Annotated in this window: 30 protein-coding genes and 1 tRNA gene; 24 read left to right on the top strand and 7 right to left on the bottom strand. The window is 68.8% G+C overall.

Annotated elements, in window-relative coordinates; all coding sequences use genetic code 11:
• Window positions 1-43 precede the first annotated feature (43 nt).
• The 3 genes from O4N75_RS02145 to O4N75_RS02155 all read left to right on the top strand — a co-directional run bounded on the left by O4N75_RS02145 (window position 44) and on the right by O4N75_RS02155 (window position 2,583).
• Window positions 44-787 carry a glutathione S-transferase family protein gene (locus O4N75_RS02145; RefSeq protein WP_269627753.1) on the top strand — a complete coding sequence of 248 codons (744 nt, stop codon included), beginning with the start codon at window positions 44-46 and terminating at the stop codon, window positions 785-787.
• An 81-nt stretch (window positions 788-868) separates the two neighbouring features.
• A complete protein-coding gene (gene rpoN, locus O4N75_RS02150; RefSeq protein ID WP_269627754.1) occupies window positions 869-2,359 on the top strand; it encodes an RNA polymerase factor sigma-54 in 1,491 nt (496 codons plus the stop codon).
• 29 nt (window positions 2,360-2,388) lie between these two features.
• The gene (locus O4N75_RS02155; protein WP_269627755.1) at window positions 2,389-2,583 is read left to right on the top strand and encodes a hypothetical protein; all 195 of its coding nucleotides are present in this window, start codon (window positions 2,389-2,391) and stop codon (window positions 2,581-2,583) included.
• A gap of 4 nt (window positions 2,584-2,587) precedes the next feature.
• Here O4N75_RS02155 and O4N75_RS02160 read toward each other — a convergent pair whose 3' ends face one another.
• The gene (locus tag O4N75_RS02160) at window positions 2,588-3,139 is read right to left on the bottom strand and encodes a TetR/AcrR family transcriptional regulator (protein ID WP_348649516.1); all 552 of its coding nucleotides are present in this window, start codon (window positions 3,137-3,139) and stop codon (window positions 2,588-2,590) included.
• A gap of 156 nt (window positions 3,140-3,295) precedes the next feature.
• Here O4N75_RS02160 and O4N75_RS02165 point away from each other — a divergent pair, with 156 nt between their 5' ends.
• The 4 genes from O4N75_RS02165 (at window position 3,296) to O4N75_RS02180 (ending at window position 7,164) form a co-directional block, all read left to right on the top strand.
• Complete coding sequence (locus O4N75_RS02165; RefSeq protein ID WP_269627757.1) at window positions 3,296-4,621, top strand: oxygenase MpaB family protein; 1,326 nt, start codon at window positions 3,296-3,298, stop codon at window positions 4,619-4,621.
• Window positions 4,622-4,705: 84 nt separating this feature from the next.
• The gene (locus tag O4N75_RS02170) at window positions 4,706-5,683 is read left to right on the top strand and encodes an ATP-binding cassette domain-containing protein (protein WP_269627758.1); all 978 of its coding nucleotides are present in this window, start codon (window positions 4,706-4,708) and stop codon (window positions 5,681-5,683) included.
• 2 nt (window positions 5,684-5,685) lie between these two features.
• A complete protein-coding gene (locus O4N75_RS02175; RefSeq protein WP_269627759.1) occupies window positions 5,686-6,342 on the top strand; it encodes a methionine ABC transporter permease in 657 nt (218 codons plus the stop codon).
• Between the two features lie 18 nt (window positions 6,343-6,360).
• Window positions 6,361-7,164: a MetQ/NlpA family ABC transporter substrate-binding protein gene (locus O4N75_RS02180; RefSeq protein WP_269627760.1), complete on the top strand. Its 804-nt coding sequence runs from the start codon at window positions 6,361-6,363 to the stop codon at window positions 7,162-7,164.
• Window positions 7,165-7,420: 256 nt separating this feature from the next.
• Here O4N75_RS02180 and O4N75_RS02185 read toward each other — a convergent pair whose 3' ends face one another.
• The gene (locus O4N75_RS02185) at window positions 7,421-8,464 is read right to left on the bottom strand and encodes an aspartate-semialdehyde dehydrogenase (protein ID WP_269627762.1); all 1,044 of its coding nucleotides are present in this window, start codon (window positions 8,462-8,464) and stop codon (window positions 7,421-7,423) included.
• A 294-nt stretch (window positions 8,465-8,758) separates the two neighbouring features.
• Here O4N75_RS02185 and O4N75_RS02190 point away from each other — a divergent pair, with 294 nt between their 5' ends.
• From O4N75_RS02190 to ptsN, 3 genes are all read left to right on the top strand, one after another.
• Window positions 8,759-9,376 (top strand): exopolysaccharide biosynthesis protein, encoded by a 618-nt coding sequence (locus tag O4N75_RS02190; protein WP_269627763.1) that lies wholly within the window; start codon window positions 8,759-8,761, stop codon window positions 9,374-9,376.
• Window positions 9,377-9,407: 31 nt separating this feature from the next.
• Complete coding sequence (gene raiA, locus O4N75_RS02195) at window positions 9,408-10,046, top strand: ribosome-associated translation inhibitor RaiA (RefSeq protein ID WP_267230885.1); 639 nt, start codon at window positions 9,408-9,410, stop codon at window positions 10,044-10,046.
• A gap of 69 nt (window positions 10,047-10,115) precedes the next feature.
• The gene (gene ptsN / locus O4N75_RS02200) at window positions 10,116-10,580 is read left to right on the top strand and encodes a PTS IIA-like nitrogen regulatory protein PtsN (protein WP_269627764.1); all 465 of its coding nucleotides are present in this window, start codon (window positions 10,116-10,118) and stop codon (window positions 10,578-10,580) included.
• A gap of 56 nt (window positions 10,581-10,636) precedes the next feature.
• Here ptsN and O4N75_RS02205 read toward each other — a convergent pair whose 3' ends face one another.
• Together O4N75_RS02205 and O4N75_RS02210 are read right to left on the bottom strand one after the other, a co-directional pair.
• Window positions 10,637-10,891: a DUF1150 family protein gene (locus O4N75_RS02205; RefSeq protein WP_183772404.1), complete on the bottom strand. Its 255-nt coding sequence runs from the start codon at window positions 10,889-10,891 to the stop codon at window positions 10,637-10,639.
• A 44-nt stretch (window positions 10,892-10,935) separates the two neighbouring features.
• Window positions 10,936-11,352, bottom strand: a complete 417-nt coding sequence (locus O4N75_RS02210) for an Hsp20 family protein (RefSeq protein ID WP_269627765.1) — start codon at window positions 11,350-11,352, stop codon at window positions 10,936-10,938.
• A 187-nt stretch (window positions 11,353-11,539) separates the two neighbouring features.
• Here O4N75_RS02210 and O4N75_RS02215 point away from each other — a divergent pair, with 187 nt between their 5' ends.
• Window positions 11,540-11,941, top strand: a complete 402-nt coding sequence (locus tag O4N75_RS02215; protein ID WP_269627766.1) for an aldehyde-activating protein — start codon at window positions 11,540-11,542, stop codon at window positions 11,939-11,941.
• A gap of 64 nt (window positions 11,942-12,005) precedes the next feature.
• On the opposite strand, the gene O4N75_RS02220 is transcribed toward O4N75_RS02215, so the two are convergent.
• Window positions 12,006-12,081, bottom strand: a tRNA-Ala gene (locus tag O4N75_RS02220).
• 119 nt (window positions 12,082-12,200) lie between these two features.
• Complete coding sequence (locus O4N75_RS02225) at window positions 12,201-12,668, bottom strand: TIGR02300 family protein (RefSeq protein ID WP_269627767.1); 468 nt, start codon at window positions 12,666-12,668, stop codon at window positions 12,201-12,203.
• Between the two features lie 122 nt (window positions 12,669-12,790).
• Here O4N75_RS02225 and aroA point away from each other — a divergent pair, with 122 nt between their 5' ends.
• From aroA to O4N75_RS02290, 13 genes are all read left to right on the top strand, one after another.
• On the top strand, window positions 12,791-14,113 hold the full coding sequence (gene aroA / locus O4N75_RS02230) for a 3-phosphoshikimate 1-carboxyvinyltransferase (RefSeq protein WP_269627768.1): 1,323 nt from the start codon (window positions 12,791-12,793) through the stop codon (window positions 14,111-14,113).
• The gene (cmk, locus tag O4N75_RS02235; RefSeq protein ID WP_269627769.1) at window positions 14,110-14,760 is read left to right on the top strand and encodes a (d)CMP kinase; all 651 of its coding nucleotides are present in this window, start codon (window positions 14,110-14,112) and stop codon (window positions 14,758-14,760) included. Before aroA ends, cmk begins: the two co-directional genes overlap by 4 nt.
• A 178-nt stretch (window positions 14,761-14,938) precedes the next feature.
• Entirely contained in the window at window positions 14,939-16,648 is a 1,710-nt protein-coding gene (gene rpsA / locus O4N75_RS02240; protein WP_269627770.1) for a 30S ribosomal protein S1, read from the top strand.
• A gap of 159 nt (window positions 16,649-16,807) precedes the next feature.
• Window positions 16,808-18,757, top strand: a complete 1,950-nt coding sequence (locus O4N75_RS02245) for a DUF3857 domain-containing protein (RefSeq protein WP_269627772.1) — start codon at window positions 16,808-16,810, stop codon at window positions 18,755-18,757.
• A gap of 226 nt (window positions 18,758-18,983) precedes the next feature.
• Window positions 18,984-19,265, top strand: coding sequence for an integration host factor subunit beta (ihfB, locus tag O4N75_RS02250; RefSeq protein ID WP_267230876.1), 282 nt, complete (start codon window positions 18,984-18,986; stop codon window positions 19,263-19,265).
• 82 nt (window positions 19,266-19,347) lie between these two features.
• Complete coding sequence (mscL, locus tag O4N75_RS02255) at window positions 19,348-19,752, top strand: large-conductance mechanosensitive channel protein MscL (protein ID WP_269627774.1); 405 nt, start codon at window positions 19,348-19,350, stop codon at window positions 19,750-19,752.
• Between the two features lie 41 nt (window positions 19,753-19,793).
• Window positions 19,794-20,438, top strand: coding sequence for a phosphoribosylanthranilate isomerase (locus O4N75_RS02260; protein WP_269627775.1), 645 nt, complete (start codon window positions 19,794-19,796; stop codon window positions 20,436-20,438).
• A gap of 14 nt (window positions 20,439-20,452) precedes the next feature.
• Window positions 20,453-21,673, top strand: coding sequence for a tryptophan synthase subunit beta (gene trpB / locus O4N75_RS02265; RefSeq protein ID WP_269627776.1), 1,221 nt, complete (start codon window positions 20,453-20,455; stop codon window positions 21,671-21,673).
• Window positions 21,674-21,681: 8 nt separating this feature from the next.
• Window positions 21,682-21,813, top strand: coding sequence for a hypothetical protein (locus O4N75_RS02270; protein ID WP_269627777.1), 132 nt, complete (start codon window positions 21,682-21,684; stop codon window positions 21,811-21,813).
• A complete protein-coding gene (trpA, locus tag O4N75_RS02275) occupies window positions 21,810-22,643 on the top strand; it encodes a tryptophan synthase subunit alpha (protein ID WP_269627778.1) in 834 nt (277 codons plus the stop codon). The genes O4N75_RS02270 and trpA overlap by 4 nt, the downstream gene beginning before the upstream one ends.
• A gap of 6 nt (window positions 22,644-22,649) precedes the next feature.
• Window positions 22,650-23,579 (top strand): acetyl-CoA carboxylase, carboxyltransferase subunit beta, encoded by a 930-nt coding sequence (gene accD, locus O4N75_RS02280; RefSeq protein ID WP_267230870.1) that lies wholly within the window; start codon window positions 22,650-22,652, stop codon window positions 23,577-23,579.
• A 108-nt stretch (window positions 23,580-23,687) separates the two neighbouring features.
• A complete protein-coding gene (locus tag O4N75_RS02285; RefSeq protein WP_269627779.1) occupies window positions 23,688-25,007 on the top strand; it encodes a folylpolyglutamate synthase/dihydrofolate synthase family protein in 1,320 nt (439 codons plus the stop codon).
• The gene (locus O4N75_RS02290; protein ID WP_269627781.1) at window positions 25,004-25,687 is read left to right on the top strand and encodes an MnmC family methyltransferase; all 684 of its coding nucleotides are present in this window, start codon (window positions 25,004-25,006) and stop codon (window positions 25,685-25,687) included. Before O4N75_RS02285 ends, O4N75_RS02290 begins: the two co-directional genes overlap by 4 nt.
• A 33-nt stretch (window positions 25,688-25,720) precedes the next feature.
• On the opposite strand, the gene trxA is transcribed toward O4N75_RS02290, so the two are convergent.
• Window positions 25,721-26,044, bottom strand: coding sequence for a thioredoxin (gene trxA / locus O4N75_RS02295; protein WP_267230867.1), 324 nt, complete (start codon window positions 26,042-26,044; stop codon window positions 25,721-25,723).
• Window positions 26,045-26,106: the final 62 nt, after the last annotated feature.

The following is a 26,106-nucleotide window of genomic DNA, read 5'->3' on the forward strand; positions in this document are numbered from 1 at the left end:
AGCCGGGTTCTAAGCCAACGGAGTTCTTTCAGGGAGAGACTCCATGATCACGCTTTACGGAGCCGGCGCGAACTTCGGCGTGCCCGAGGTCAGGCCCTACGTCACCAAGACCGAGGTCCATCTGCGGATGGCGGGCCTGCCCTATGTGAAGGAAGCCGCCATGCCGCAACTGTCCCCCAAGGGCCAGCTGCCCTGGCTGGACGACGACGGCGAACTGATCGCCGACAGCCACTTCATCCGCCTGCATCTGGAGAAGAAGTACGCCGTCGACTTCGACGAGGGCCTGAGCCTGGCCGAACGGGCCCAGGCCTGGGCCATCGAGCGGATGGTCGAGAATCACTTCGGCTGGACGCTGGCGCACGTGCGCTGGCTGATCCCCGAGAACTACGCCAAGGGCCCGGCGCAGTTTTTCGCCGCCCTGCCGCCGGCCCTGCAGGAGGACATGCGCCGGGACATCCAGGGCCGCGTCGCCGAGAACATCCGCGCGGCGGGCGTGGGCCGCCACTCGGAGGCCGAGATCCTGAGCCTGGGCGTACGCTCGCTGGCGGCGCTGTCGGCCCTGCTGGGGGCCAAGCCGTTCCTGATGGGCTGCCGGCCGAGCGGGGTGGATGGGGTCGCCTTCGGCATGCTGGCGGGGCTGATGGCGCCGTATTTCGACGCCCCGATCCGCGAGCGGGCGATGAGCTTCGGCAACCTCGTCGCCTATGTCGATCGGATGATGGCCGGGGTCTATCCGGAGTTCGACTGGGCGCCGCTGGCCCCCGCACGGGAGACCATGGCCGCTTAATCAAGCTGCGCCGTGCGGTTAACACTTCGGTTGGGATGAGCGCGCTAACCTCGCCAGCAAGAAACAGGCCAGGAGGCGGATTTGGCGCTCGGCGCGCGTTTGGAGCTGAGGCAAGGGCAGGGGCTGGTCATCACGCCCCAACTGCAGCAGGCGATCAAGCTGCTGCAGCTCTCGAACCTTGAGCTCGAAGCCTTCGTCGAGGGCGAGCTGGAGCGCAATCCGCTGCTGCAGCGCGACGAGCGCGAATCAGAGCCCGACCGCGACGAGGCCCCGCGCGAATCGGACGACGGCGTCAGCGAACATCTGGCCGACCACGCCGCCGCGGCCGACATGGACGCCGCCCACGACCAGGCCTCGCCCGGCGAGCACGCCACCGGCGACGCCCAGGAAGCCCAGCATGCAGGCGGGGCGGTCGACTGGTCCAAGGCCGGCAAGGGCGGCTCGTTCGAGGACACCGAGGACTTCGAGGGGCGGCTGACCCGCGAGAAGACGCTGGCCGAACATCTGCACGACCAGCTGGCGGTGGCCCGGCTCAGCCCGACGCAGAACGCCATCGCCGCCATCCTGATCGATGGGGTGGACGAGGGCGGATACCTGCGCATCGACCTTTTGGAGACCGCCGAGCGGCTGGGCTGCGAGCTGGCCCCGGTCGAGGACGTGCTGACCACGCTGCAGGGCTTCGAGCCGACCGGGGTCTTCGCTCGCGACGTGCGCGAATGCCTGATGCTGCAGCTGAAGGAGCGCGATCGCTGCGACCCGGCGATGGTGGCGCTGCTCGACAATCTGGAACTGCTGGCGCGACGGGATATGAACGCGCTGCGCCGCGTCTGCGGCGTCGACGACGAGGACCTGCGCGACATGGTCGCCGAGCTGCGTGGCCTGACCCCGCGGCCGGGCGCGGCGTTCGGCGGCGAGCCGAGCCAGCCGGTGGCGCCGGACGTCTTCGTGCGCGAGGGCCTGGGCGGCCTGTGGCACGTGGAACTGAACACCGACACCCTGCCGCGGCTGCTGATCGACCAGCGCTATCACGCCCGCGTCGCCGGCGGCGCGCGCACCGACCAGGAAAAGGTCTTCGTCTCCGACTGCATGGCCAGCGCCAACTGGCTGGTGAAGAGCCTGGACCAGCGGGCCAAGACCATCCTGAAGGTGGCCAGCGAGATCGTGCGTCAGCAGGACGGTTTCCTGGCCTTCGGGGTCGAGCACCTGCGGCCGCTGAACCTGAAGACCGTGGCCGACGCCATCGGGATGCACGAATCCACCGTCAGCCGGGTGACCTCGAACAAGTACATCGCCACTCCGCGCGGCATGTTCGAGCTGAAGTTCTTCTTCACGTCCTCGATCGCCTCGACCTCGGGCGGGGAAGCGCACTCGGCCGAGAGCGTGCGCCACAAGATCAAGCAGCTGATCGACACCGAGCGCGGCGAGCGCGACGTGCATTCCGACGACCGGATCGTCGAGATCCTCAAGGAAACCGGCGTCGACATCGCCCGCCGCACCGTGGCCAAGTACCGCGAGGCGATGCGCATCCCCTCGTCGGTCGAGCGCCGGCGGATGCTGAAGGAAGCGGTCTAGGCGCGCGCCTGCAGGCGAAGGGACGGGCGATGAGCGAGAACGCCAAACAGTCGCTGATCGCGGTCGTGGTCGCCGTGGTGTTCATCGGCGGCGGGCTGCTCGCCGTCCACCTGACCCGGGATGTCGATCTGCCGGCGTGGGGCAAGTGGGCCTGGATCGCCACCGGCCTGATCGTGATCGTGCGCCTGGCGCTGGCTTGGCGACGGCGGCGCCGGCGGCGCTGAGCCCTCAGCGCGCGGCGGGCAGGGCCGCCAGATAGGCCTCCAGCAGCCGGACCAGTTCGTCCTCCAGCGCTTGCGGATCGAGCCCCAGGCCCGGCTCGGCCGCAGCGGCGCGCAGCAGACTGACCGGCGCGTGGGTGAGCACGAAGGCGCGCTCAGGCGTCAGCTCGGCGTGGAGTTGGACCTTGCCGTCGATGGCGGCGAGAAACGCCTGATGGTGCTGCTGCAGGCCGCCGTCGTCGCGCCCGCGGTACATAGCGTCGAGCAGGGCTGCGCGGGCGCGCGGGGCGTCGTCGAAGCTGCGGGTCAGGGCCTGGACGATGGCGCGCACGGCGTTCGCGCCCGGCGGGCTGATGACCAGCTGGGCGATGTCGTCGCGCACTGCGCCGGCCCGCTGCTGCGCGAGGGCGGCCAGGATGTCGTCCTTGTCGCGGAAGTACTGGTAGACGGTGCCGATGCTGACCCCGGCGCGGGCGGCGATGTGATTGGTGGTCAGACGCTCGACGCCCTCGGCCTCGAGAAGTTGAAGGGCGGCGCCCAGGATCACCTCGACGGTCAATCCGGCCCGCGCCTGGCGCGGCGTTCTTCGTTTTCTTTCAGACATTTGTCGAGGCCGTGAAGCGCGCGCAGGGGGCTGCGCGAACGCGAGTAGGAATGTGAGGAATGCTTACATATCGTTTCCGGCAGACCAAGACCGCATTGCCTGGAGACGTCCATGACCCCCGCCGTCGAGCGCGCCCGCCAGCGGATCGCCGCCCAGAAGGCCCTGCTGCCGCAGATGTATGCGAGCGTGGATTTCGACCGCCAGCCCGAGCGGTTCAATGACGAGGCGACTGCGGTCATGGTGCGCGACTGCGGGCCGCCGGAGCTGCGGGTCACCGACGAGGAGTTCGAGCTGGTCCGCGCCTACACCATGCTGGGCGACGTGGTGGCCGACGCCTATGCGGGCTTGATCCCGCAGTACGGCTTCAAGCGGCTGATCGCCATGTTGGTCCAGGCCTGCGACCAGGGGATCGCGGCGGTGGAGGACGCGCCGCCGGAACTGGCCGCTTTCATCGGGGCGATGGAGGCGACGCCGGACTGGGTGGACATGGAGCTGGTCGCCGAGGGCGCGCGGATCGACCGCAACGCCACCGCCAACCTGGCGCCGTTCGCGATCCGCGGGGCGTTCATCGCCACCTTCCTCAACAAGTATTCGGCCCTGCCGATGGCCCTGACCGGGACCTTGAGCAACGACTCCGCCGCGCGGCGGGTCAACGAGACGGCGACCTTCTTCGCCACCACCGTTCTGCCGGGCGCGCTGGAGCGGCACGGAGAGGGTTTCAAGGCCGCGGCCATGGTGCGGCTGATGCACTCGATGGTGCGATTCAACGCCCTGCGCAGCGGCCGCTGGGACAGCGCCGTCTACGGCGTGCCGATCCCCCAGGTCGACCAGATGCCGGCCGGGCTGATCCCGATCTTCCTGATGGCCTTCAAGATCGTCGGCCAGGGCCGCCGGACCTTCACCGCGTCCGAGCGCGCCCAGGTGGAGCTGGCCCGCTACCGCTGCTTCCTGCTGGGTCTGCCCGAGGAGCTGCTGGCCACCACGCCCGAGGGGATCGTGCGGATCATGACGGCGCGCAATTCGACCCTGCGCCAGGGGTTCGACGACGAGACCTGCGGCGAGCTGATCCGCGCCACCCTGTCGGCCTATCTGCCGGCCAGCCGCTCGCCGGCCGCGCGGCTGCACAACGTCATCGAAAAGAGCTTCGCCAAGGGGTTCTTCCTGCGCCAGTTCCTGAAGGGCGACCAGGCCGCGGCGCAGCGGATGGGCGTGCCCGTCAGCGGTCTGGACCGGGCGGTGTTCGCGCTGGTGGCGGTGGCCGTCGGCCTGCGGATGGGGGCCTATCGCTGGGCGTCGCGCACGCCGCTGCTGCGCGGCGCGGCGGACGCGATCCTGGTGCGCAAGATCCGCGCGCTGCTTCAGCGGTATGGCCATGCCGAGTTCACGAGCGACGCCGGCGCCTATCGGCCGACCCCGGGCGTGCGCGCGGCGGCCTGATGTCGGCAAGAACGCGCCCGGACCTGCGGGCTTTGCGAGAAATTCTGTCTTGAGCCTGGCGGGCGTCCGGATAGGGATGCCCGCGTGATCAGCTTTCAATCCGTCGGCAAGACCTTTGCGCGCGCGCCTGCGCCTGCGCCTGCGCTCCATGACGTCACCTTGCAGGTCGCGGCCGGCGAGGTGTTCGGCGTCATCGGTCAGTCCGGGGCCGGCAAGTCGACCCTGATCCGGCTGATCAACGGCCTGGAGCGGCCGAGCGCGGGCAAGGTGGTCACCGACGGCGAGGACGTCGGGGCGCTGGACGCCGCGGCGCTGCGGGCCCTGCGCCGGCGGGTCGGGATGATCTTCCAGCACTTCAACCTGCTGTCGTCGAAGACCGTCGCCCAGAACGTCGCCTATCCGCTGAAGGTGGCGGGCGTGCCGAGCGCGCGGATCGGGCCGAAGGTGAGCCAGCTGCTGGCGCGGGTCGGCCTGGCCGACCAGGCGCCCAAGTATCCGGCCCAGCTGTCGGGCGGCCAGAAGCAACGGGTCGGCATCGCCCGGGCGCTGGCCAACGGCCCGAAGATCCTGCTCTGCGACGAGGCGACCAGCGCGCTCGACCCGCAGACCACCGAACAGATTCTCGACCTGCTCAGCGAACTGAACCGCGAGCTTTCCCTGACCATCGTGCTGATCACCCACGAGATGGAGGTGATCCGCCGGGTCTGCCATCGCGTCGCCGTGCTCGACGCCGGATCGGTGGTGGAGAGCGGCGAGGTGGCGCAGGTGTTCCTGCATCCGCAGCATGCGGTGACCCGGGCGCTGGTGGCCGACGCCGCCGGCCTGGGCGCTGCGGCGACGCCGGGGGCGCTGCGGCTGACCTTCCGCGGCCAGGCGACCTACGAGCCGATCCTGGGGCGCATCGCCCGCGACACCGGGGTCGACTACTCGATCCTGGCCGGACGCATCGACCGCATCCGCGACGAGCCCTACGGCCAGCTGCTGGTCAGCCTGGTCGGCGGCGACGTGGCCGCCGCGCGCGAGCGGCTGAGCGCGGCCGGCGTGCGGGTCGAGGAGGCGTGAGCATGTTCGCCAACATCAACTGGGCCGACATCGGACAGGCCAGCCTCGACACGGGCGTCATGCTGGCCGGGTCGCTGGGGTTCTCGGTGCTGCTGGGCCTGCCGCTCGGCGTGATCCTGTTCCTGACCGGCAAGGGCCGGCTGCTGGAGAACGGCCCGGCGCATGGCGCGCTGTCGTTCGCGGTCAATGTGCTGCGCTCAGTGCCGTTCGTGATTTTGCTGATCGTGATGATCCCACTGACCATGCTGCTGGTCGGCACTTCGCTGGGCGTGGCCGGGGCCATTCCGCCGCTGGTGGTCGGCGCCGCGCCCTTTTACGCCCGGCTGGTCGAGACCGCCCTGCGCGAGGTCGACAAGGGCGTGATCGAGGCGGCCCAGGCGATGGGCGCCAGTCCGCGGCAGATCGTGTTCGGGGCGCTGCTGCCCGAGGCGCTGCCGGGGATCGTGGCCGGCGCCACGGTGACGGCCATCGCGCTCGTCTCCTACACGGCCATGGCCGGCGTGGTCGGGGCCGGCGGCCTCGGCGACCTCGCCATCCGCTTCGGTTACCAGCGGTTCCAGACCGACGTCATGGTCGTGACGGTGCTGCTGCTGCTGGCCCTGGTGCAGGGGCTGCAATGGGCGGGCGACCGCCTGGTCATCAAGCTCAGCCGCCGCTGAGCCGAGAGGTTTTTCCAGATGTTGAACAAGCGCAACCTGATCCTGGCCGCCGCCGCCCTGGCGTTGGCCGCTTGCGGCCAGAAGCCCGCCGCCACGGCGGCCTCCGACACCCTGGTGATCGCCGCCACCCCAGTGCCGCACGCTGAGATCCTGGAGGTCGTCCGTCCGATCCTGGCCAAGGAAGGCGTGAAGCTGGATGTGAAGGTGTTCAACGACTACGTGCAGCCCAACCTGCAGGTGGCGCAGAAGCAGCTGGACGTGAACTACTTCCAGACCGCGCCCTATCTCGACGAGTTCAACAAGGCCCGCGGCGTCAATCTGGTGAAGGTGGTCGGCGTGCACATCGAGCCGATCGGGGCCTATTCGAAGAAGATCAAGTCGCTGGCCGAGCTGCCGCAGGGGGCGAGCGTGGCGATCCCCAACGAGCCGAGCAACGGCGGGCGGGCGCTGCTGCTGCTGCAGAAGGGCGGGCTGATCACCCTGAAGGATCCGGCCAATCCGCTCTCGACGCTGAACGACATCGTCGCCAACCCCAAGGGGCTGAAGTTCAAGGAACTGGAGGCCGCGACCCTGCCGCGGGTGCTGGGCGAGCTGGACCTGGCGGTGATCAACACCAACTACGTGCTCGACGCAGGCCTGAACCCAGCCAAGGACGCGTTGATCCTGGAGGACGGGAACAGCCCGTATGTGAACCTGCTGGTCGCCCGGCCGGACAATAAGGACGACCCGCGGGTGCAGAAGCTGGCCAAGGCCCTGACCGGACCGGAAGTGAAGGCGTTCATCGCCCAGAAGTACGCCGGCGCGGTGCAGCCGGCGTTCTGAGCCAACTCTCCTCTCCCCGCTTGAGGGGAGAGGTCAGGTGAGGGGTTCGCGACGCGAAGCGGCGCATTGCGGCAGATATCGTAGATCCCCTCACCCCAACCCTCTCCCCCAAGGGGGCGAGGGAGCGAGCGGGCGCCTCCTGAGCCAATTGCTCCCCCTTTGGGGGATCTGACGGAGGGGGACTGCTGACTCAGCAGGCCCCCTCCGTCGCGCTTCGCGCGCCACCTCCCCCGGCGGGGGAGGAATTGCTCGGCGCTTAGGCCGCCACGACCTCGGCGATCTGGACGGCGTTGAGGGCCGCGCCCTTCAGCAGCTGGTCGCCGACCACAAAGATGCTGAGCGTTCGGCCGGTGGGGTCGGAGAGGTCGGCGCGGATGCGGCCGACCAGCACGTCGTCGCCGCCCGAGGCCTCGTTCGGCATCGGGAAGTGGTTGCGCAGGGCGTCGTTGACCAGCTTCACGCCCGGGGCGGCGGCCAGCCACTCCTCGGCCTCCTGCGGCGTGATCGGGTTCTCGAACTCGACGGTCAGCGACATCGAGTGGGCGCGCAGCACCGGCACCCGCACGCAGGTGAACGACAGGCGCAGGTCCGGCGCGGACATGATCTTGCGGATCTCCTCCATCGCCTTGAGCTCCTCGCCGTTGTAGCCGGTCTCGGCGTCGATCCCGGCGTTGTGGCTGAACAGGTTGAAGGCGTAGGGGTGCGGCAGCACCTTGGGCTCGAAGGCCTCGCCGGCCAGGTAGGCGGCGGTCGACTGCTCGAGTTCGGCCATGGCCGCGGCGCCGGCGCCCGAGGCCGACTGGTAGGTTGCGCCGATCACCCGCTGGACCTTGTTGTTGGCGTTCAGCGGGGCCAGGGCCATCACCGCGATGGCGGCGACGCAGTTCGGGTTGGCGACGATGCGTGGCTGCTCGCCCAGCAGGGCGCCGTTCACCTCCGGCACCACCAGCGGGATCTCCGGCTGCATGCGGAAGGCCGAGGAATTGTCGACCACGACGCAGCCCTTGGCCGCGGCGATCGGCGCGAACTCGCGGCTGATGCTGGCGCCGGCCGAGAACAGGGCGATGTCGACGCCGGTGAACGACTCGGCGGTCAGCGCCTCGACGGCCACCTGGCGCCCCTGGAAGCTGTAGGTGCGGCCGGCCGAGCGCGGCGAGGCCAGCAGCTTCAGCGAGCGGACCGGGAAGTTGCGGCGCTCGAGGCATTCCATGAGCTCGACGCCGACGGCGCCGGTGGCGCCGACGATGGCGACGTTGAACAGGCGTTGGCCGGCGGGGCGGGCGACTTGCGTGGAAAGCATGACTCTATCGTCTCCGGTGGGTGAGTTCCGGAAGGCCGAGGTCTTTCGCTTTTCGAGATTGCGACCCCAGCCTGCCGGCGGGGTCCTTGGGGTCTTACGCGGCGAGCACGCGCGAACCCCCAAGCCCCGCGGGCATGGTGGTTTTAATCGCGCTTTTAATGGTCGAACGACGCATGGCGCTCCGATATGGCAAGAAGCGCCTGCTTGTAAATGAAGAAATGCAGGCCAAATCCAATTCACGTCCTGGGCGTTGTGGTCACGCTGGGCGACTGCAAGGGGCCGTGACGGCGAGGCATGATCGAGGACGACAACGGCCACACCTCCATCTCGGCGATCGTCCGTGAGCTTGGCGCGCGCGACAGCGTGAGCGTCGGCGAGATCGTCGACCGGTTCGGCACCCGCGCCTTCGGGGCGCTGCTGTTCATCTTCGCCCTGCCCAACCTGCTGCCGCTGCCGCCGGGCTCCTCGACGGTGCTGGGCGCGCCGCTGCTGCTGCTGGCGCCGCAGGTGGCGCTGGGGGTGGACGCGCCGTGGCTGCCTCGGTCGGTCGACGGGCGGAGGATCAGCGGGGCGGACCTCAACAAGGTGTTCGGGCCGCTGCTGCCGTGGGTGGAGCGGTTCGAGAAGATCTCCCGCCCGCGGATCGCGGTACTGTTCAGCGCCTGGGGCCAGCAACTGATCGGCGTGATCTGCACGCTGCTGGCCTTCGTGCTGATTCTGCCGATCCCGCTCGGCAACCTGTTGCCGGGGCTGACCATCGGCGTTTTCGGGTTTTCGCTGTTCCAGCGGGACGGCTTTTTTGCGGTCGCCGGCTACGTGTTGGCGGGGTTCAGCGCCTTTCTTTTGTACGTCGCGGCGGACGCGGTGATCGCCGGAGTTCGCCTTCTCGTGAACTGGCTCGGGGGTGCTTGACACCGGCGCCGCTCGGGCGCGTTGTTAGCTCATGCAAGTCTTAGTCTCTGGCAAGCATGTCGCCGTCGGGGAGGCCCTGCGAGAGCGGGTCACCGACGAAATCACCGGTTCCATTGGCAAGTACTTCGAACGTGGCGGAGACGCCGACGTCGTGGTCAGCCGCGAGGGCCATTCCTTCCGAGTCGACTGCGCGGTGAAGCTGGCCTCCGGCCAGGCGTTGCAGTCCCACGGCCTGGGGAGCGACGCGCACGGCGCGTTCGATGCGGCGCTCGCCAAGATCGAGACTCGCATCCGCCGCTACAAGCGCCGGCTGAAGAGCCACTCGGCTGCGGCCAACGCCAAGCAGGCGGAAACGGCGTCCTATTTCGTCATCCGTGCGCCGGAGGGCGAGGAGGACGTCGACTGGGACGACGGCGAAACGTCGCACGCCGCCCACGCCCCGCCTTCGGCGATGGTGATCGCGGAAACCGAAAAGCCTGTTCGCGAAATGACCGTTTCCATGGCGGTCATGGAGTTGGACTTGACGGAATCTCAGACAATCGTGTTTAGGAACGCCGCTCACGGAGGCTTGTCCGTGGTGTACCGCCGGCCGGATGGGAATATCGGCTGGATCGATCCCGAACGTACGAAAACGCTCGATGGGAACGGCGTAAACGGAACCAGCGTCTAGGCGCTGGATCTCGCCGTCCCCGAGCCGGACGTAAGTCGGGCTTTGTTCGAGTTTGGGCGTCACGAGATTATGCAAATAGGCGACATCCTGGACCGCGCGGCGATCGCGGCGCGTGCGAGCGCGCCGAGCAAGCGTCAGGCCCTGGCCGTGGTGGCGGAAATCGCCGCGCGGGGCTTCGGGCTTGACGCGGGCGTCGTGCTCGACGCGCTCATCGAGCGTGAGAACGCCGGCTCGACCGGCGTCGGCCATGGCGTGGCCGTGCCGCATGCGCGGCTTGAGGGCCTGACCCAGATGCGCGGCGTGTTCGTGCGCCTGGACCAGCCCGTCGCTTTCGAGTCGGTGGACGAGCAGCCGGTGGATCTGATCTTCGCGCTGTTCGCGCCGCCGAACGCCAGTTCGGAGCACCTGCGGGCCCTGGCCCGGGTGTCGCGCATGCTGCGCCAGGGCGACCTGCGCGAGCACCTGCGCCAGGCCAGGACGCCCGACGCCATTCATGCGCTGCTGGTGCAGGAGCGGCCGTCCGCGGCCGCCTGATACGGCGCCCGGCCAGGCCCCGCAGGGCCCGACCGGCGCAATCTGCTATCGATGATCTAGTGGACCGAGACCGGCGCCAGTTCGTGGGCCAGCGCCGCAGCCACGGCCGAGTCCTTGTCAGTCAGCACCGCCAGGCGTTCGCCGTCGGCGCGGTGGACCGCATACAAAATCTGATCGGGATCGAGCTGAAACCCCTGGATCTGTGCAGCGGGCGTGCTCGCCATGATCTCAGCGGCCTTGATCGGACGGACATAGACCAGGTCCGGGGCGCCAAGAGCGGCGAAAGCTTCAGTCGTAAGATTGGGCGTCATCATGACCACCTCCGTAAAACTCAACGCGTCGAACGGCCGCCGGTTCAGCCGGCCGTCTTGATCGGGATCCGCTGAACGAGGCGCTCCGGTTCCGGGCGGATCAGGTCGATGTGCAGCAGGCCATGGGCCAGGAGGGCCCCTTCGACCTTCATGCCGTCGGCCAGGACGAACGTGCGGATGAAGCCCCGCGCCGCGATGCCGCGGTGCAGGTAGGCCTCCTCCGAGCCGCCCTCGCGCTTGCCGGCCACGACCAGTTGGCGGTCGTCCTCGACCGTCACCTGCAACTGGTCGGGGGTGAACCCGGCCACCGCCAGGGTGATCCGCAGGGCGCCGTCGCCGCGGTCTTCCACGTTGTAGGGCGGATAGCTTTCGGCGGCGGCCTTGGCCGCACGCTCGATCAGGCTGCGGGTATGATCGAAACCCAGCAGGAAGGGGCTGTCGAAGACAAGCGACCGGTTCATTCCAGAGTCCTCAGCTTAAGCGACTCCCCGGAACCCCCGCCCAAGGTTCGGCGCGGCGGCCCGGTTGGATTTCATGTGGCGATTGGCGGGCGCGATTTCAACGGCGCGGCGAGTCGGCCGGCTGCTGACAGGTTTCGGCCGCTTGCGCGTTAGGGGACAGGTCCTGTTGCTTAAGGAGCCCTGCCCGATGTCCCTGACCGCTTCCTGCCATTGCGGCGCCACCAAGATCCAGGCGCCGGTCCCGACCAGCGCCACGGAGTGCAACTGCACCTACTGCGCGCGTACCGGCGCGGTGTGGGCCTATTACAAGCCCGGCGAGCTTGCGATGCTCTCGCAGGACGACGAGCGCACTTACTCGGCCACCGAGGCCGACAACCGCCACCACTTCTGCGGCCGTTGCGGGATGCAGACCTGGGGCGACTCGCCGGACTGGGGATCGGTCTACGATACGGATGGGACGCCGAAGCCGGGGTTCGAGGCCGGCGCCATGCCGAGCGCCTGCATCCATGCGCTGAACCTGCGGCTGGTGGACGACCTCGATTGGTCGGCGATCACGGTCGAGAAGGTTGACGGGCGCAACAGCTGGTGAAGTGGTCCGGCCCGGTCGGACCCCAGATAAGGCGAAGGCCCGCAGGGTGTCCTGCGGGCCTCCATGGTGGAGCTAAGGAGAGTCGAACTCCTGACCTCTTGAATGCCATTCAAGCGCTCTACCAACTGAGCTATAGCCCCGAGGTCTCGGGTCTCTTCAGTGGTCGCCCCCCGAAGAGGCGCGGAACCTAGTCTGAGAGTTTCGTGCGATCAACCCACCCTGAAAGAAAAATTTGAGCGGGTTGTCGCACCCCTGATTTTTACCGGTCGTCGTCGTTCCCTTCGCCCGGCAGACCCTCGATTTCGGTGTCGTCGAAATCGTCCTCGTCCTCGTCCTCGAGGAACGGAACGTCGTCGCTTTCCTCGTCTTCGAGTTCGTCCTCGCTGAACTCGGAGAGTTGGTCTTCCGGCGTGGCGTCCGGCGCCTCGTCGTCGTCGTCCGAGACCAGCGGCGGCTCGTCGCTGACTTCGTCGAGTTCGGGGGTGACCGCCTCGTCCTCGTCTTCTTCGTCTTCGTCCTTAGCCTTGCCGCGGACTTGATCCTCGGCGTCCTCGTGATCGTGGTCGACGGTCGAGGTCCGGGCGCGAACCCGGCGGTTGCGGACGGCTTCGTCCGGGTCGAACTCAGTGCCGCACTTGGGGCAGACGGCGGGCCGGCGGGTCAGGTCGTAGAATTTTGCCTGACAGTTGGGGCAAATCTGCTTTGCGCCCAGTTCTGGATTGGCCAAGGGGCGTAGCCTCTTAGAGAGGTTGGAATTGAAGCGGGCTCCCTTGCCATGGGCGGGGAGCGCTGTCAAAAGCAATCCCCTTTTCGAAAAACAGCAAGCCCTCAAGGAGGCTTGGACATCCCATGACGTCGGCAGGACTGACCGCGAAACGCGGCGGCCCGCTGCGGGGTCGCGTGCGCGCCCCAGGCGATAAATCGATCTCTCACCGCTCACTAATTCTCGGCGCGCTGGCGCGGGGAACGACGCAGATCGAAGGGCTTCTCGAAGGGGACGACGTGCTGCGCACGGCCGCGGCGATGCGCAGTTTCGGGGCCAAGGTCGAACGGCTCGGCGAGGGCCGCTGGCGAGTCGAGGGCGCGGGCGGGTTTTCCGAACCCTCGGACGTGATCGACTGCGGCAACGCCGGCACCGGCGTGCGCCTGATCATGGGCGCGATGGCGGGCTTTCCGTTCGCCGCCACCTTCACGGGCGATGAGTCCCTGCGCGGGCGGCCGATGCGCCGGGTGCTGGGGCCGCTCGGCCAGATGGGCGCGCGTTTCATGGGCCGCTCGAACGGGCGTCTGCCGCTGACCCTGGAAGGCGGGGCGCTACAATACCTCTCCTATCGGCTGCCCGAGCCCTCGGCGCAGGTGAAGTCGGCGGTGCTGCTGGCCGGCCTGCATGCGCAGGGCGGCGCGCAGGTGATCGAGCCGGAGGCCACGCGCGACCACACCGAGCGGATGCTGCGGGCCTTCGGGGCGGTGGTCGAGGTGGAGGACAAGGCCGACGGTCGCTGGATCACCCTGCCGGGCGGCCAGGCGCTGACCGGGACCACGGTGCGGGTGCCGGGCGATCCGTCCTCGGCGGCCTTCCCGCTGGTGGCCGCACTGGTCACGCCGGGATCTGAGGTGACGGTCGAGGACGTGCTGCTCAACGAACTGCGCATCGGCCTTTTCACGACCCTGCAGGAAATGGGCGCCGATCTCGTCATCACCAACGTGCGCGAGGAGAGCGGCGAGCAGGTCGGCGACATCACCGCCCGTCATTCGGCGCTGAAGGGCGTCGCGGTGCCGCCGGAGCGGGCGCCGTCGATGATCGACGAATATCCGATCCTGGCCGTGGCCGCCGCCTTCGCGGACGGTTCGACCGCCATGCGCGGCATCGGCGAGATGCGGGTCAAGGAAAGCGACCGCATCGCCCTGATGGCGGCGGGGCTGGCGTCCTGCGGCGTCGGGGTCGAGGAGGAGCCGGAGGGGCTCATCGTCGTCGGCTCGGCGCGGGGCAACCATCCGGTCGCCGGCGGCGCGCGGGTGACGACCAAGGGCGACCATCGGATCGCCATGTCGCACCTGGTCATGGGCCTGGCCTCGGACGCGCCGGTGGCGGTCGACGAGCCCGGCATGATCGCCACCAGCTTCCCCGGCTTCGTGGAGCTGATGCGCGGCATGGGCGCGGAGATCTCGTGAAGACGCCGTTCGTCATCGCGGTCGACGGGCCGGCCGCCTCGGGCAAGGGCACGATCGCCAGCCGGCTGGCCGGCGCCTACGATCTGCCGATGCTGGACTCCGGCCTGCTCTACCGGGCGGTCGGGGTGCTGCTGGCCCGGCACGGCGGCGATCTGGACGATGTCGCGGCCGCTACCCAGGTCGCCCGCGACCTGACCGCCGAGATGCTGACCGACCCGGCGTTCCGCACCCGCGAGGCCGGCGAGGCCGCCAGCCGCGTCGCCGTCCATCCGCCGGTGCGCGAGGCGCTGCGCGACATGCAGCAGGACTTCGCCCGCCGGCCGGGCGGGGCGGTGATCGACGGGCGCGACATCGGCACGGTGATTGCGCCCGAGGCCCCGGCCAAGCTCTACGTCACCGCCACGCCCGAGATCCGGGCCGAGCGGCGCTGGAAGCAGCTGCAGGGCCAGGGCGAGGCGGTCGCCTACGAGGACATCCTGGGCGACATCCGCAAGCGTGACGCCCGCGACGGCGGCCGGGCCGACAGCCCGATGCGGCCGGCCGACGACTCCGTCTTGCTGGATACCAGCGAAATGACTATAGAGCAGGCCACCGATGCGGCCCGCCGCATCGTCGAGGCGGCGCGCGCGCGCTGGGAGAATTCCTAGCCCGCAAATCCAACCGCGCCTTTCCCTCGCACGGCTGCGGGCAAATCACCGGCGCGGGGTCTCCCGCGTCATCGGTCGCAACCCTCAACCTGACGCCGGGACTCCGTCCGAACTCCGTTCGGCTGGAGCCATGCCCTTTCCGAAGGGCGCCGACGCCATTCAAGACGAAAGAACATCAATGGCTGACGATCTTAGCCTGAACCCCTCGCGTGACGATTTCGCCGCGCTGCTCGACGCCTCGATGGGCGGCCGTGACTTCATGGAAGGCACCGTCGTCAAGGGCGCCGTGGTCGGCATCGAAAAGGACTTCGCGATCATCGACGTCGGTCTGAAGACCGAAGGCCGCGTGTCCGTGAAGGAATTCGGCGTCGACGAAAGCGGCAAGCCGACCCTGAAGGTCGGCGACACCGTCGAAGTCTTCCTGGAGCGCGTCGAGAACGCCATGGGCGAAGCGGTCATCAGCCGCGACAAGGCCCGCCGCGAAGAAGCCTGGACCCGTCTGGAAGGCGTCTACGAAAAGAACGAGCCGGTCATGGGCTCGATCGTGGGCCGCGTTAAGGGCGGCTTCACCGTCGATCTGGGCGGCGCCTCGGCGTTCCTGCCGGGTTCGCAAGTCGACATCCGCCCGGTGCGCGACGTCGGCCCGCTCATGGGCAAGGAACAGCCCTTCGCCATCCTCAAGATGGACCGTCCGCGCGGCAACATCGTCGTCTCGCGTCGCGCCATCCTGGAAGAAGCCCGCGCCGAACAGCGCACGGAGCTGGTCAGCCAGCTGCAAGAGGGCGAAGTCCGCGAAGGCGTGGTCAAGAACATCACCGACTACGGTGCGTTCGTGGACCTGGGCGGCATCGACGGCCTGCTGCACGTCACCGACATGAGCTGGAAGCGCGTCAACCACCCGAGCCAAGTGCTCGCGGTCGGCGACACCGTGAAGGTCCAGATCGTGAAGATCAATCCGGACACCCAGCGCATCAGCCTCGGCATGAAGCAGCTGCAGTCCGACCCGTGGGACGGCGTGGAAGCCAAGTACCCGGTGGGCGCCAAGTTCACCGGCCGGATCACCAACATCACCGACTACGGCGCCTTCGTGGAGCTGGAGCCGGGCGTCGAAGGCCTGGTCCACGTCTCGGAAATGTCCTGGACCAAGAAGAACGTCCATCCGGGCAAGATCGTCTCGACCTCGCAAGAAGTCGACGTGGTCGTGCTGGACGTCGATCCGTCGAAGCGCCGCGTTTCGCTGGGCCTGAAGCAGGCCATGGCCAACCCGTGGGACGCCTTCGTGGCCGCTCACCCGATCGGCTCGACCGTCGAGGGCGAAGTCAAGAACGCCACCGAGTTCGGCCTGTTCATCGGCCTGGACAACGACATCGACGGCATGGTGCACCTGTCCGACCTCGACTGGTCGGTGCCGGGTGAAGAAGCGATCGCCAAGTACAACAAGGGCGACGTGGTCAAGGCGCGCGTTCTCGACGTCGACGTCGAGAAGGAACGCATCTCGCTGGGCATCAAGCAGCTGGCCGGCGACCCGATGGAAGGCGACACCTTCCGCCGCGGCCAGACCGTGACCGTCACGGTGACGGAAGTCACCACCGGCGGCATCGAGGTCAAGTTCGGCGACGACGAAGCCCCGATGACGGCCTTCATCCGCAAGTCGGACCTGTCGCGCGACCGCGCCGACCAACGTCCGGAGCGCTTCGCCGTGGGTGACCGCGTCGACGCTCAAGTGGTCCAGATCGACAAGGCCGCCCGCCGCGTGTCGCTGTCGATCAAGTCGCTGGAAATGGCCGAAGAAAAGGAAGCCATCGAGCAGTTCGGCTCGTCGGACTCCGGCGCTTCGCTGGGCGACATCCTCGGCGCGGCCCTTCGCGAGAAGGCCGGCAAGGAATAAGCCTCACAGCCGCATAGCGGTTTGAAGCTGGCGGCGGATCGGGAAACCGGTCCGCCGCTTTCTTTTTGGGGCCGGAGATCGGGAAGCCGGTCCGCCGTTTCCTTTTCCGGTTAGGCCGGTATCGTGCGCGCCCTCAGTTCCCCGTGGAGGCGCGCCGCCTTGTATCGTACGACCTTGGTGGCGATCGCCGCCGCCGCCTGGTTCTCGCCCGCGCTGGCCGCCGACCGGCCGAGCTTCGGCCCGCCGGCCGCCTGGGTGGCGGTGGCGGAGATCCCCCAGACCCCGCCCGAGGACGGCGGCGCGGCGGTGCAGGTGGTGCTGGACGACAACCAGACGCGGTTCTCGTCGGACGGGGATTCCTACTACAACCGCCGCATCTACCGGGTGACCCGGTCCGAGGGGCTGACCGGCTTCCAGTCGCGCAACGTGACCTGGGACCCGGCGGTCGAGCAGGTGGCCTGGCACACCCTGCGCATCGTCCGCGACGGCAAGACCATCGACCTCCTGAAGGGCGGCAAGGACCTGCTGGTCCTGCGCCGCGAGACCAACCTGGAGCGGGCGATGCTGGACGGGCGGCTGACCGCCAGCCGCCAGATCGAGGGCCTGCAAGTCGGCGACCTGGTCGACATGGCCTGGACGATCACCCGCCGCGACCCGATCGTCGAGGGCCATTCCTACGACTATGAGCGGATGCAGTTCCCCGGCGCGGCCGGGCGCTATCGCGTGCGGGTCTCCTGGCCGCAGGACAAGGCGGTGCGCTGGCAGGGCACCGAAGGTTTCGGCGAGCCGAAGGTCGCGAGCCAAGGCGGCTGGACGGTGCTGGAGCGCGACCAGGCGCTGGCCACGGCGCCCAAGCCGCCGCTGGGCGCGCCGCTGAGGTTCCAGCGGCTGGGCGACCTGGAAGTGTCGAGCTACGCGGCCTGGGGCGAGGTCTCGCGCATCATGCATCCCCACTTCGCCAAGGCCGCGACCCTGGGGCCGGGCTCCGACGTGAAGGCGCAGGCCGCGGCCATCGCCGCCGCGCACAAGGAGCCCAAAGACCGGGCCTTCGCGGCCCTGCAGCTGGTCGAGGACCAGACCCGCTACCTGTTCCTGGGCATGGGCGAGGGCGGCTATGTGCCGGCTACGGCCGACGAGACCTGGCAGCGGCGGTTCGGCGACTGCAAGGGCAAGACCGTGCTGCTGCTGGCGCTGCTCAAGGAGCTGGGGATCGAGGCCGAGCCGGCGCTGGTGTCGCTGGGCGGCGGCGACGGGATGGACGAGCGCTTGCCCTCGCTGTCGGCGTTCAACCACGTCCTGGTGCGCGCCGTCATCGGCGGCAAAACCTACTGGCTGGACGGCACGCGGACCGGCGACCGCGGCGGGATCGACACCCTGCCTGCGCCCGGCTGGCGCTGGGCGCTGCCGCTGCGCGCCGACGGCGCCGAGTTGGAGCGGGTGGTCGAGCCGCCGCCCAGCCGGCCGCAGATCGTCGCGGAGATCCACCTCGACGCCTCAAAGGGACTGTCGGAGGCCGCCCCGGCGCGGGTCGAACTGCGCATGCACGGCGACGCCGCCGCCGGCTTCCGCCAGGTCGCCGCGCGCGCCCCCAAGGCCGACCTGGAGCGCACCTTCCGCCAGGCTTTCTCCGCCAGCTACAGCTGGATCGCGCTGGACAGCGTCCGCTGGGACAGCCAGCCGGGCGACAACAGCTTCACGCTGGTGATGACCGGCACGGCCGAGGTCGACTGGCGCGAGAACCCCGACCTGGGCGTGCGCGAGTTCAGGCTGCCGGGAACCGGCGGCGGCGTGACCGCCTATCCGCGGCGCGAGCCGGGCCCCAACCGCGACGCCCCCTATGCGGTGGCCTATCCGACCTTCCGCGAGTCTGTGACCGAGGTGGTGCTGCCGGGCGGCGGGCGCGGCTTTACGATCCGCGGCCCGAACGGCGAGCAGACGATCGGCGGCTACGAAGTGCGGCAATCCTCGCTGATCGAGGGCGAGGTGGCCCGGTTCTCGACCCAGGTGCGCGCGATGGCGCCCGAGATTCCGGCGGCCGATATCGAGGCGGCGAATCGCGGCCTGCGGGCGCTGGCCGCGCAGGAATACTTCGTGCGGGCGCCCAAATGACGTCGCGTGACACTTACCTGACGTCACCTGACGGTTGAAAAACCGGCGAACGGGGCTGTGGGAGGGGGCGTCAACCTTCTTTGCGCCTTGAACATCCAATCGGACTCGACCATGGTCCCGCTCGCTTCCAGCGATTTCTTGCGAGGCGCGCCGTCTGGCGAAGTTGTTGCTCCTAGTTGAAAGCCTATGAGCCGTCTCCCCACGGCTCGGGGACCCGGAAATAGGCATGATCAAGTCGGAACTTATCGCCCGCTTGTCGGAGGAAAACCCGCACCTGACCCAACGCGACGTCGAGCGCGTGGTCGGGGTTATCCTCGAGCGGATGATCCAAGCTTTGGAAACTGACGGCCGCGTCGAGCTGCGCGGCTTCGGGGCGCTTTCGGTGCGGTCGCGCGACGCGCGGGCCGGCCGCAATCCGCGCACCGGCGAGTCCGTGGACGTGCGCGCCAAGCATGTTCCGTTCTTCAAGAGCGGCAAGGAACTGCGCGAGCGGCTCAACGCCGACTAGTCAACCGGCAGAGGTTTGCGGTTGACCTAAAGGAAGGGCTCAGTCGATCCTGACCCTTGGTTTGAGCGATCAACGGTGATCCATGGGCATCTTCTCTGAATTCCGCGAGTTCATCGCGCGTGGCAATGTCATCGACCTTGCGGTCGGCGTGATCATCGGCGCGTCGTTCAACAAGATCGTCGACAGCCTGGTCAATCAGGTGGTGATGCCGCCGATCGGCCTGCTCACCGGCGGCATGGACTTCTCGAAGCTGGAATGGGTGCTGCGGGCGGACGACCCGGCGACCAAGGCCAGCGAGCTGGTCGCCATCCAGTACGGCGCCTTCGTCAACACCCTCATCCAGTTCCTGATCGTCGCCTGGGTGATCTTCCTGCTGGTCAAGGGCGTGAACGCCCTGCGCCGTCAACAGGAGGAGGCGCCCGCCGCGCCCAGCCCCAGCGAGGCCCTGCTGACCGAAATCCGCGACCTTCTGAAGACCAAATCCTGATCCGGCTTGGCTTGGCGCGCCAGCGGGGCTAACTGCGGCCCATGACCGTGCGCGCCAAGATCTGCGGACTTTCGACGCCCGAGACCGTGCGTGCGGCCGCCGACGGCGGAGCCAGCCACATCGGCTTCAACTTTTTCCCCAAGAGCCCGCGCTATGTCGAGCTGGAGGCCGCCGCGATCCTGGCCCAGCCGGCGCGGGCGCGGGGCGTGAAGATCGTCGCCGTCACCGTCGATCCGGACGATGCGATGCTCGACCGGCTGATGGCGACCCTGAAGCCCGACCTCATCCAGCTGCACGGCAAGGAGACGCCGGCGCGCGCCCATCAGGCGGCCGAGCGCACGGGCGTCGGGATCATCAAGGCGCTGCCGGTGTCGGACGGCTCCGACGTCGCGGCGGCGGGCGGCTTCGAGCCGGTGGTCGAACATCTGATGTTCGACGCCAAGCCGCCGAAGGACTCCGAACTGCCGGGCGGAACCGGCGCGCGGTTCGACTGGACGATCATGGCCGGGCGGCGCTTCCAGCGGCCCTGGCTGCTGGCCGGGGGCCTCGATCCGTGGAACGTCGCCGAGGCGATCCGGCTGTCGGGCGCGCCGCTTGTGGACGTTTCTTCTGGCGTGGAACGCGGTCCCGGACTAAAGGACCCGGCCTTGATCAAGGCGTTTCTCGACGCCGTCCGCCGCGCTTGAAGTTGCAGATTCCTGTGAACGCCCCAGCGAAACCCAACGACTACACCGCCTATCCGGACGCATCCGGCCGCTTCGGCGACTATGGCGGGCGCTACGTTCCCGAGACGTTGATGCCGCTGGTCCATGAGCTGGACGCGGCGTACACGGCGGCGAAGAACGATCCGGCCTTCCAGGCCGAACTGCGCAGCTTCCTGACCCACTATGTCGGCCGTCCCAGCCCGCTCTACTACGCCGAGCGGCTGACGCAGCACTATGGCGGGCCGAAGATCTATCTGAAGCGCGAAGAGCTGAACCACACCGGCTCGCACAAGATCAACAACTGCATGGGGCAGATCCTGCTGGCCATGCGGATGGGCAAGACCCGGATCATCGCCGAGACCGGCGCCGGCCAGCACGGCGTGGCCACGGCCACCGTCTGCGCCCGCTTCGGCCTGCCCTGCGTGGTCTATATGGGCGCGGTCGACGTCGAGCGGCAGAAGCCGAACGTCTTCCGGATGAACCTGCTGGGCGCCCAGGTCGAGGCGGTCACCGCCGGCTCGGCGACCCTCAAGGACGCGATGAACGAGGCCCTGCGCGACTGGGTCACCAACGTCCACGACACCTATTACCTGATCGGCACGGCGGCGGGCATGCACCCCTATCCGGCCATGGTCCGCGACTTCCAGGCCGTGATCGGCCAGGAGGTGAAGCAGCAGATCCTGGAGTTGGAAGGCCGGCTGCCCGACGCGGTGGTCGCCTGCGTCGGCGGCGGCTCGAACGCCATCGGCCTGTTCCACCCGTTCCTCAACGACGAGGGCGTGCAGCTGTTCGGCGTCGAGGCGGCGGGCGAGGGCATGGGCACGGGCCGTCACGCCGCGGCGATCAACGGCGGCCGTCCGGGCGTCCTGCACGGCAACATGACCTATCTGCTGCAGGACGACGAAGGCCAGATCACCGAGGCGCACTCGATCTCGGCCGGCCTCGACTATCCGGGCATCGGGCCCGAGCACTCGTGGCTGCACGACGTCGGCCGGGCCAAGTACCTGACCTGCACCGACCAGGAGGCGCTGGACGCCTTCAAGCTGCTGGCCGAGCTGGAAGGCATCCTGCCGGCGATCGAATCCTCGCACGCCCTGGCCCGACTGCCGGAGATCTGCGCCGAGGTCGGCAAGGACGGGATTGTGGTGCTGAACCTCTCCGGGCGCGGCGACAAGGACGTGCAGACCGTCGCCGACCACCTGGGCCGCACGATTTGACCGCGTCGATGTCCAGGCTGAGATACGCCCTGCAGATCGTCGTCGCCGTAGCGCTGTTGCTGGCGGCTGGCTGGGCGACGGGCGTGATCAAGGTCGACGTCCGCGATTCGACCCCCACGGTGCACAGGGCGTCCCCATGAGCAAATCCCGTATCGAGGCCCGCTTCGCCCAGCTGAAGGCGGAGAACCGGGCGGCGTTCGTCGCCTATGTGATGGCCGGCGACCCCGACTACGCGACCGGCCTGGAGATCCTGCAGGGCCTGCCCGCCGCCGGCGCCGACCTGATCGAGGTCGGCTTTCCGTTCTCCGATCCGATGGCCGAGGGCCCGCCGATCCAGCGCGCCGCTCAGCGGGCGCTGGCGAACGGCCAGACACTGAAGAAGACCCTGGCGATGATCGCCGAGTTCCGGAAGTCCGACCAGGCGACGCCGATCATCATGATGGGCTACGCCAATCCGCTGGTGCACCACGGCTATGCGGCGTTCGCCCGCGACGCCGCGGCGGCCGGGGTCGACGGCGTGATCTGCGTCGACATCCCGCCGGAAGAGGCCGATCCGCTGGCCGACGCCCTGGACGCCAGCGATCTGTCGCTGATCCGGCTGGCGACGCCGACCAGCGACGAGAAGCGGCTGCCGGTGGTGATCCGCCGCACGTCCGGCTTCGTCTACTACGTGTCGGTCGCCGGTGTGACCGGCGTAAAGGAGGCCGACGCCGCGGCCGTGGCGCCGAACGTCGAGCGCATCCGCGCCGCCTCGGGGCTGCCGGTGGCGGTGGGCTTCGGAATCAAGACGCCCGAGCGGGCCGCCGAGATCGCCCGCGTGGCGGACGCGGCGGTGGTCGGTTCGGCCCTCGTCGAAGAGGTCGCAACAGGCTTGGCAATGAACGAATCTGTGACCGCCAGGGTTCTTTCCAAAGTGGAATCCTTGGCTAAGGCTGTGCGCTCCGCGCGAGTCGAAAGCCTCACGGTGTAGAACCCCATGGCGATGGCTGAACAGCGAAACGACAAACCGGGCAAAGGCCCTCAGGCGCCCCGCGAACGCCGCGGCTGGCTCTCCCGGATCGCGCCCGGCGTGCGCAATCTCGTCGCCAAGCGCGAGACTCCGGAGAACCTCTGGGTCAAGTGCCCGGACACCGGCGAGATGATCTACCGCTCGGACCTGGAGGCGGCCCTGTGGGTCACTCCGTCCGGCCACCACATGCGGATCGGCGCCGAGCAGCGCCTGCGCTACACCTTCGACGACGGCCAGTACGAAAAGCTGGAAGCGCCGAAGGGCGTGGTCGACGACCCGCTGAAGTTCCCCGACACCAAGCCCTACATGGACAAGCTCAAGGCCGCCCGTAAGGCGAGCGGCGCGCAGGACGCGATGAGCTCGGGCTATGGGACCATCGAGGGCGTGCCCTGCGTCGTCTCGGTGCAGGACTTCAGCTTCATGGGCGGCTCGCTCAGCGTCGGCGTCGGCGAGGCCTTCATCAAGGCCGCGCAGGAAGCCGTGAAGCGCGGCGTGCCCTATGTGATCTTCACCGCCGCCGGCGGCGCGCGCATGCAGGAGGGCACGCTCGCCCTGATGCAGATGGCCCGCACCACCCTGGCGCTGAACGAGGTCAAGGCCGCCGGCCTGCCCTACATCGTGGTGCTGACCGACCCGACCACGGGCGGGGTGTCGGCGTCCTATGCGATGCTGGGCGACATCCATCTGGCCGAACCGAACGCCATGGTCGCCTTCGCCGGCCGTCGGGTGATCGAGCAGACCATCCGCGAGACCCTGCCGCCCGGTTTCCAGCGCGCCGAGTTCCTGGTCGAGCGCGGCCAGATCGACCGCGTGGTGACCCGCGCCGAGATGCGGCCGGTGCTGGGTTCGATCCTCAAGACCCTGATGATGGGGCGCGAGCGTTCGAACGCCGCCTAGGCCTTCCGTTCCAATCTGACTGGAAACCGCGCGCGGCCTTCGCTGTGGCTCGCGAATGGGCTAGTGAGCGCGCGGTCTCCACCCTTAGTCCTGGCAGGCGCACCGCTCATGTATGATCCCATCCGTGCTTCGGACGAGGCGATCCTGCGGCTGCGGGCGCATCACCCGTCGCTGATCGACCTGACGACGGGGCGGGTCGAGCGGCTGCTGGCGGCGCTGGGCCATCCCGAGCGCAAGCTGCCGCCGGTGATCCATGTGGCCGGCACCAACGGCAAGGGCTCGACGGTCTCGTACCTGCGGGCGATCGCCGAGGCGGCGGGCATGAAGGTCCATGTCATCACCTCGCCGCACCTGGTGCGGTTCGCCGAGCGCATCCGCGTGGCCGGCGAACTGATCAGCGATGCGCGGATGAACGAGCTGATCGACAAGCTGGAGGCGGCCAACGCCGGTGAGCCGATCAGCTTCTTCGAGATCACCACGGTGCTGGCCATCCAGGCCTTCGCCGAGACCCCCGCCGACCTGTGCATCGTCGAGGTCGGCCTGGGCGGCCGGTTCGACGCCACCAACATCTTCGACGCCCCCGCCGTCAGCGTCATCACCCCGGTCGACTACGACCACCTTGAGATGCTGGGGCCCGAGCTCCCCAAGATCGCCTGGGAGAAGGCCGGCATCATCAAGCAGGGCCGCCCGGTGGTGGTCGCCCGGCAGATGGAGGAAGGCGAGGCGGTGATCCTGGAGGAGGCCGAAAAGCTCGCCGCGCCGGTCACGCTGATGGGCCGCGACTTCGACGCCTGGGAGGAGCGCGGGCGGTTGCTGGTGCAGATGGAAGACCAGCTCTACGACCTGCCGCCGCCCAGCCTGTTCGGCGGCTATCAGTTCGCCAACGCCGGGCTGGCGGTCGCCGCGGCCCTGGCGCTGGGCGACCCGCGCATCGACGAGGCGGCCCTGGCCAAGGGCGTCTCCAGCGCCGTTTGGCCGGGCCGCTTCCAGCGGCTGACCGAGGGCCCGATGGCGCGGCTGGCGGCCGAGCGCGGCAGCGACCTGTGGCTGGACGGCGGGCACAATCCGCATGCGGGCCGCGCCCTGGCCGAGGCGGCCGGGCGGCTGGTCGCGCGCGATCCGCGGCCCTTGGTGCTGGTGGCGGCGATGTTCGCCCGCAAGGACGCGCTGGGCTTCTTCCAGCCGTTCCAGGACCTCAAGCCGACAGTGTTCGCGACCACCTTCGACTCGCCCAACGCCGCCCCGGCCGACGAACTGGCCGAGGCCGCCGCTCAGGCGGGGCTTGCCGTGCAAGAGGCCGCCGATGTCACCGAGGGCGTTCGCCGCGCCCTGGCCATGCCCGGTCCGGCCCCGCACATCCTGATCTGCGGCGGGCTGCATTTCGCCGGCGAGGTGCTGGCCATGAGCCCGGAAACCTGGCCGACATGATCCCCTGGGTTCACCTCGCCACCGCTGTGGTGCCCGACGACGGCGGTGAGCTGCGGCTCATGCAGCGCGGGACCGAGTTCTCGATCATGGCCGGCGCCATCGAGCTGATGAGCAGCCGGCTCAGCGGCTCGGAGAAAGCGCTGGCCACCCTGGCCTGCGAGCGCCTGAAGGACCGTCCCAAGCCCCACATCCTGATCGGCGGCTACGGCATGGGCTTCACCCTGCGCGCGGCGCTGGAGAGCCTCGGGCCGTCGGCGCAGGTCACGGTCGGCGAACTGGTCCCGGAGATCGTCGATTGGGCGCGCGGGCCGATGGCCCACCTTTCGGGCGAGTGCCTGAAGGATCCGCGGCTCACGATCGCCGTTGGCGACGTCGGCGACCTGATCGGGTCGGGCCGCGAGAGCTACGACGCCATCCTGCTGGACGTCGACAACGGGCCCGAGGGCCTCAGCCGGGCCGGCAACGACAGGCTCTATAACGACAGCGGTCTGGCGGCGGCGCGGCGCGCCCTGCGGCCGGGTGGGATCCTGGCCGTCTGGTCGTCGGCTCGGGACGAGCGCTTCACCAAGCGCCTGCGCAAGGCCGGCTACGATGTGGAAGAGGTCGGGGTGCGCGCCACCGGCGGCAAGCGCGGCGCGCGGCACGTCATCTGGATGGCGACCGCGCCTGCGAAAGGCTGACGCAGCCGGGAGGCCCGGCTGCGTCGCAGAAGCTTAGATGCCGGCTTCGTTAAGCCACTCGACGATCTTCTGCTTGGGCATGGCGCCGACTTTCATCGAAGTCATCTGGCCGCCCTTGAACAGCATCATCGTCGGGATGCCGCGCACGCCGTAGCGCGACGGGGTCGTCGGGCTGTCCTCGATGTTCAGCTTGGCCACGGTGACCTGCTCGCCGAGTTCGGCGGCGATCTGTTCCAGGGCCGGAGCGATCTGCTTACAGGGGCCGCACCACTCGGCCCAAAAGTCCACCAGCACAGGCTTGGAAGCCTGCAGGACGTCCTTGTCGAAGGATTCGTCGGTGACCGTCACGGTGCTCATGAAAAGCTCCTTTTAGCCCGGCCGGAAGAACGTTTGGCCGCGGCTCTCGATCCGCCGATGTA

The sequence above is a fragment of the Phenylobacterium sp. NIBR 498073 genome, from assembly GCF_027286305.1.
GTDB lineage: Bacteria > Pseudomonadota > Alphaproteobacteria > Caulobacterales > Caulobacteraceae > Phenylobacterium.

Coding starts and splice junctions, on each gene's coding strand:
- O4N75_RS02145 (WP_269627753.1), top strand. CDS start 44: ATGATCACGCTTTACGGAGCCGGCGCGAACTTCGGCGTGCCCGAGGTC.
- O4N75_RS02155 (WP_269627755.1), top strand. CDS start 2,389: ATGAGCGAGAACGCCAAACAGTCGCTGATCGCGGTCGTGGTCGCCGTG.
- O4N75_RS02165 (WP_269627757.1), top strand. CDS start 3,296: ATGACCCCCGCCGTCGAGCGCGCCCGCCAGCGGATCGCCGCCCAGAAG.
- O4N75_RS02175 (WP_269627759.1), top strand. CDS start 5,686: ATGTTCGCCAACATCAACTGGGCCGACATCGGACAGGCCAGCCTCGAC.
- O4N75_RS02180 (WP_269627760.1), top strand. CDS start 6,361: ATGTTGAACAAGCGCAACCTGATCCTGGCCGCCGCCGCCCTGGCGTTG.
- O4N75_RS02185 (WP_269627762.1), bottom strand. CDS start 8,464: ATGCTTTCCACGCAAGTCGCCCGCCCCGCCGGCCAACGCCTGTTCAAC.
- O4N75_RS02190 (WP_269627763.1), top strand. CDS start 8,759: ATGATCGAGGACGACAACGGCCACACCTCCATCTCGGCGATCGTCCGT.
- raiA (WP_267230885.1), top strand. CDS start 9,408: ATGCAAGTCTTAGTCTCTGGCAAGCATGTCGCCGTCGGGGAGGCCCTG.
- ptsN (WP_269627764.1), top strand. CDS start 10,116: ATGCAAATAGGCGACATCCTGGACCGCGCGGCGATCGCGGCGCGTGCG.
- O4N75_RS02205 (WP_183772404.1), bottom strand. CDS start 10,891: ATGACGCCCAATCTTACGACTGAAGCTTTCGCCGCTCTTGGCGCCCCG.
- O4N75_RS02210 (WP_269627765.1), bottom strand. CDS start 11,352: ATGAACCGGTCGCTTGTCTTCGACAGCCCCTTCCTGCTGGGTTTCGAT.
- O4N75_RS02215 (WP_269627766.1), top strand. CDS start 11,540: ATGTCCCTGACCGCTTCCTGCCATTGCGGCGCCACCAAGATCCAGGCG.
- aroA (WP_269627768.1), top strand. CDS start 12,791: ATGACGTCGGCAGGACTGACCGCGAAACGCGGCGGCCCGCTGCGGGGT.
- rpsA (WP_269627770.1), top strand. CDS start 14,939: ATGGCTGACGATCTTAGCCTGAACCCCTCGCGTGACGATTTCGCCGCG.
- ihfB (WP_267230876.1), top strand. CDS start 18,984: ATGATCAAGTCGGAACTTATCGCCCGCTTGTCGGAGGAAAACCCGCAC.
- mscL (WP_269627774.1), top strand. CDS start 19,348: ATGGGCATCTTCTCTGAATTCCGCGAGTTCATCGCGCGTGGCAATGTC.
- O4N75_RS02260 (WP_269627775.1), top strand. CDS start 19,794: ATGACCGTGCGCGCCAAGATCTGCGGACTTTCGACGCCCGAGACCGTG.
- O4N75_RS02270 (WP_269627777.1), top strand. CDS start 21,682: ATGTCCAGGCTGAGATACGCCCTGCAGATCGTCGTCGCCGTAGCGCTG.
- trpA (WP_269627778.1), top strand. CDS start 21,810: ATGAGCAAATCCCGTATCGAGGCCCGCTTCGCCCAGCTGAAGGCGGAG.
- accD (WP_267230870.1), top strand. CDS start 22,650: ATGGCGATGGCTGAACAGCGAAACGACAAACCGGGCAAAGGCCCTCAG.
- O4N75_RS02285 (WP_269627779.1), top strand. CDS start 23,688: ATGTATGATCCCATCCGTGCTTCGGACGAGGCGATCCTGCGGCTGCGG.
- O4N75_RS02290 (WP_269627781.1), top strand. CDS start 25,004: ATGATCCCCTGGGTTCACCTCGCCACCGCTGTGGTGCCCGACGACGGC.
- trxA (WP_267230867.1), bottom strand. CDS start 26,044: ATGAGCACCGTGACGGTCACCGACGAATCCTTCGACAAGGACGTCCTG.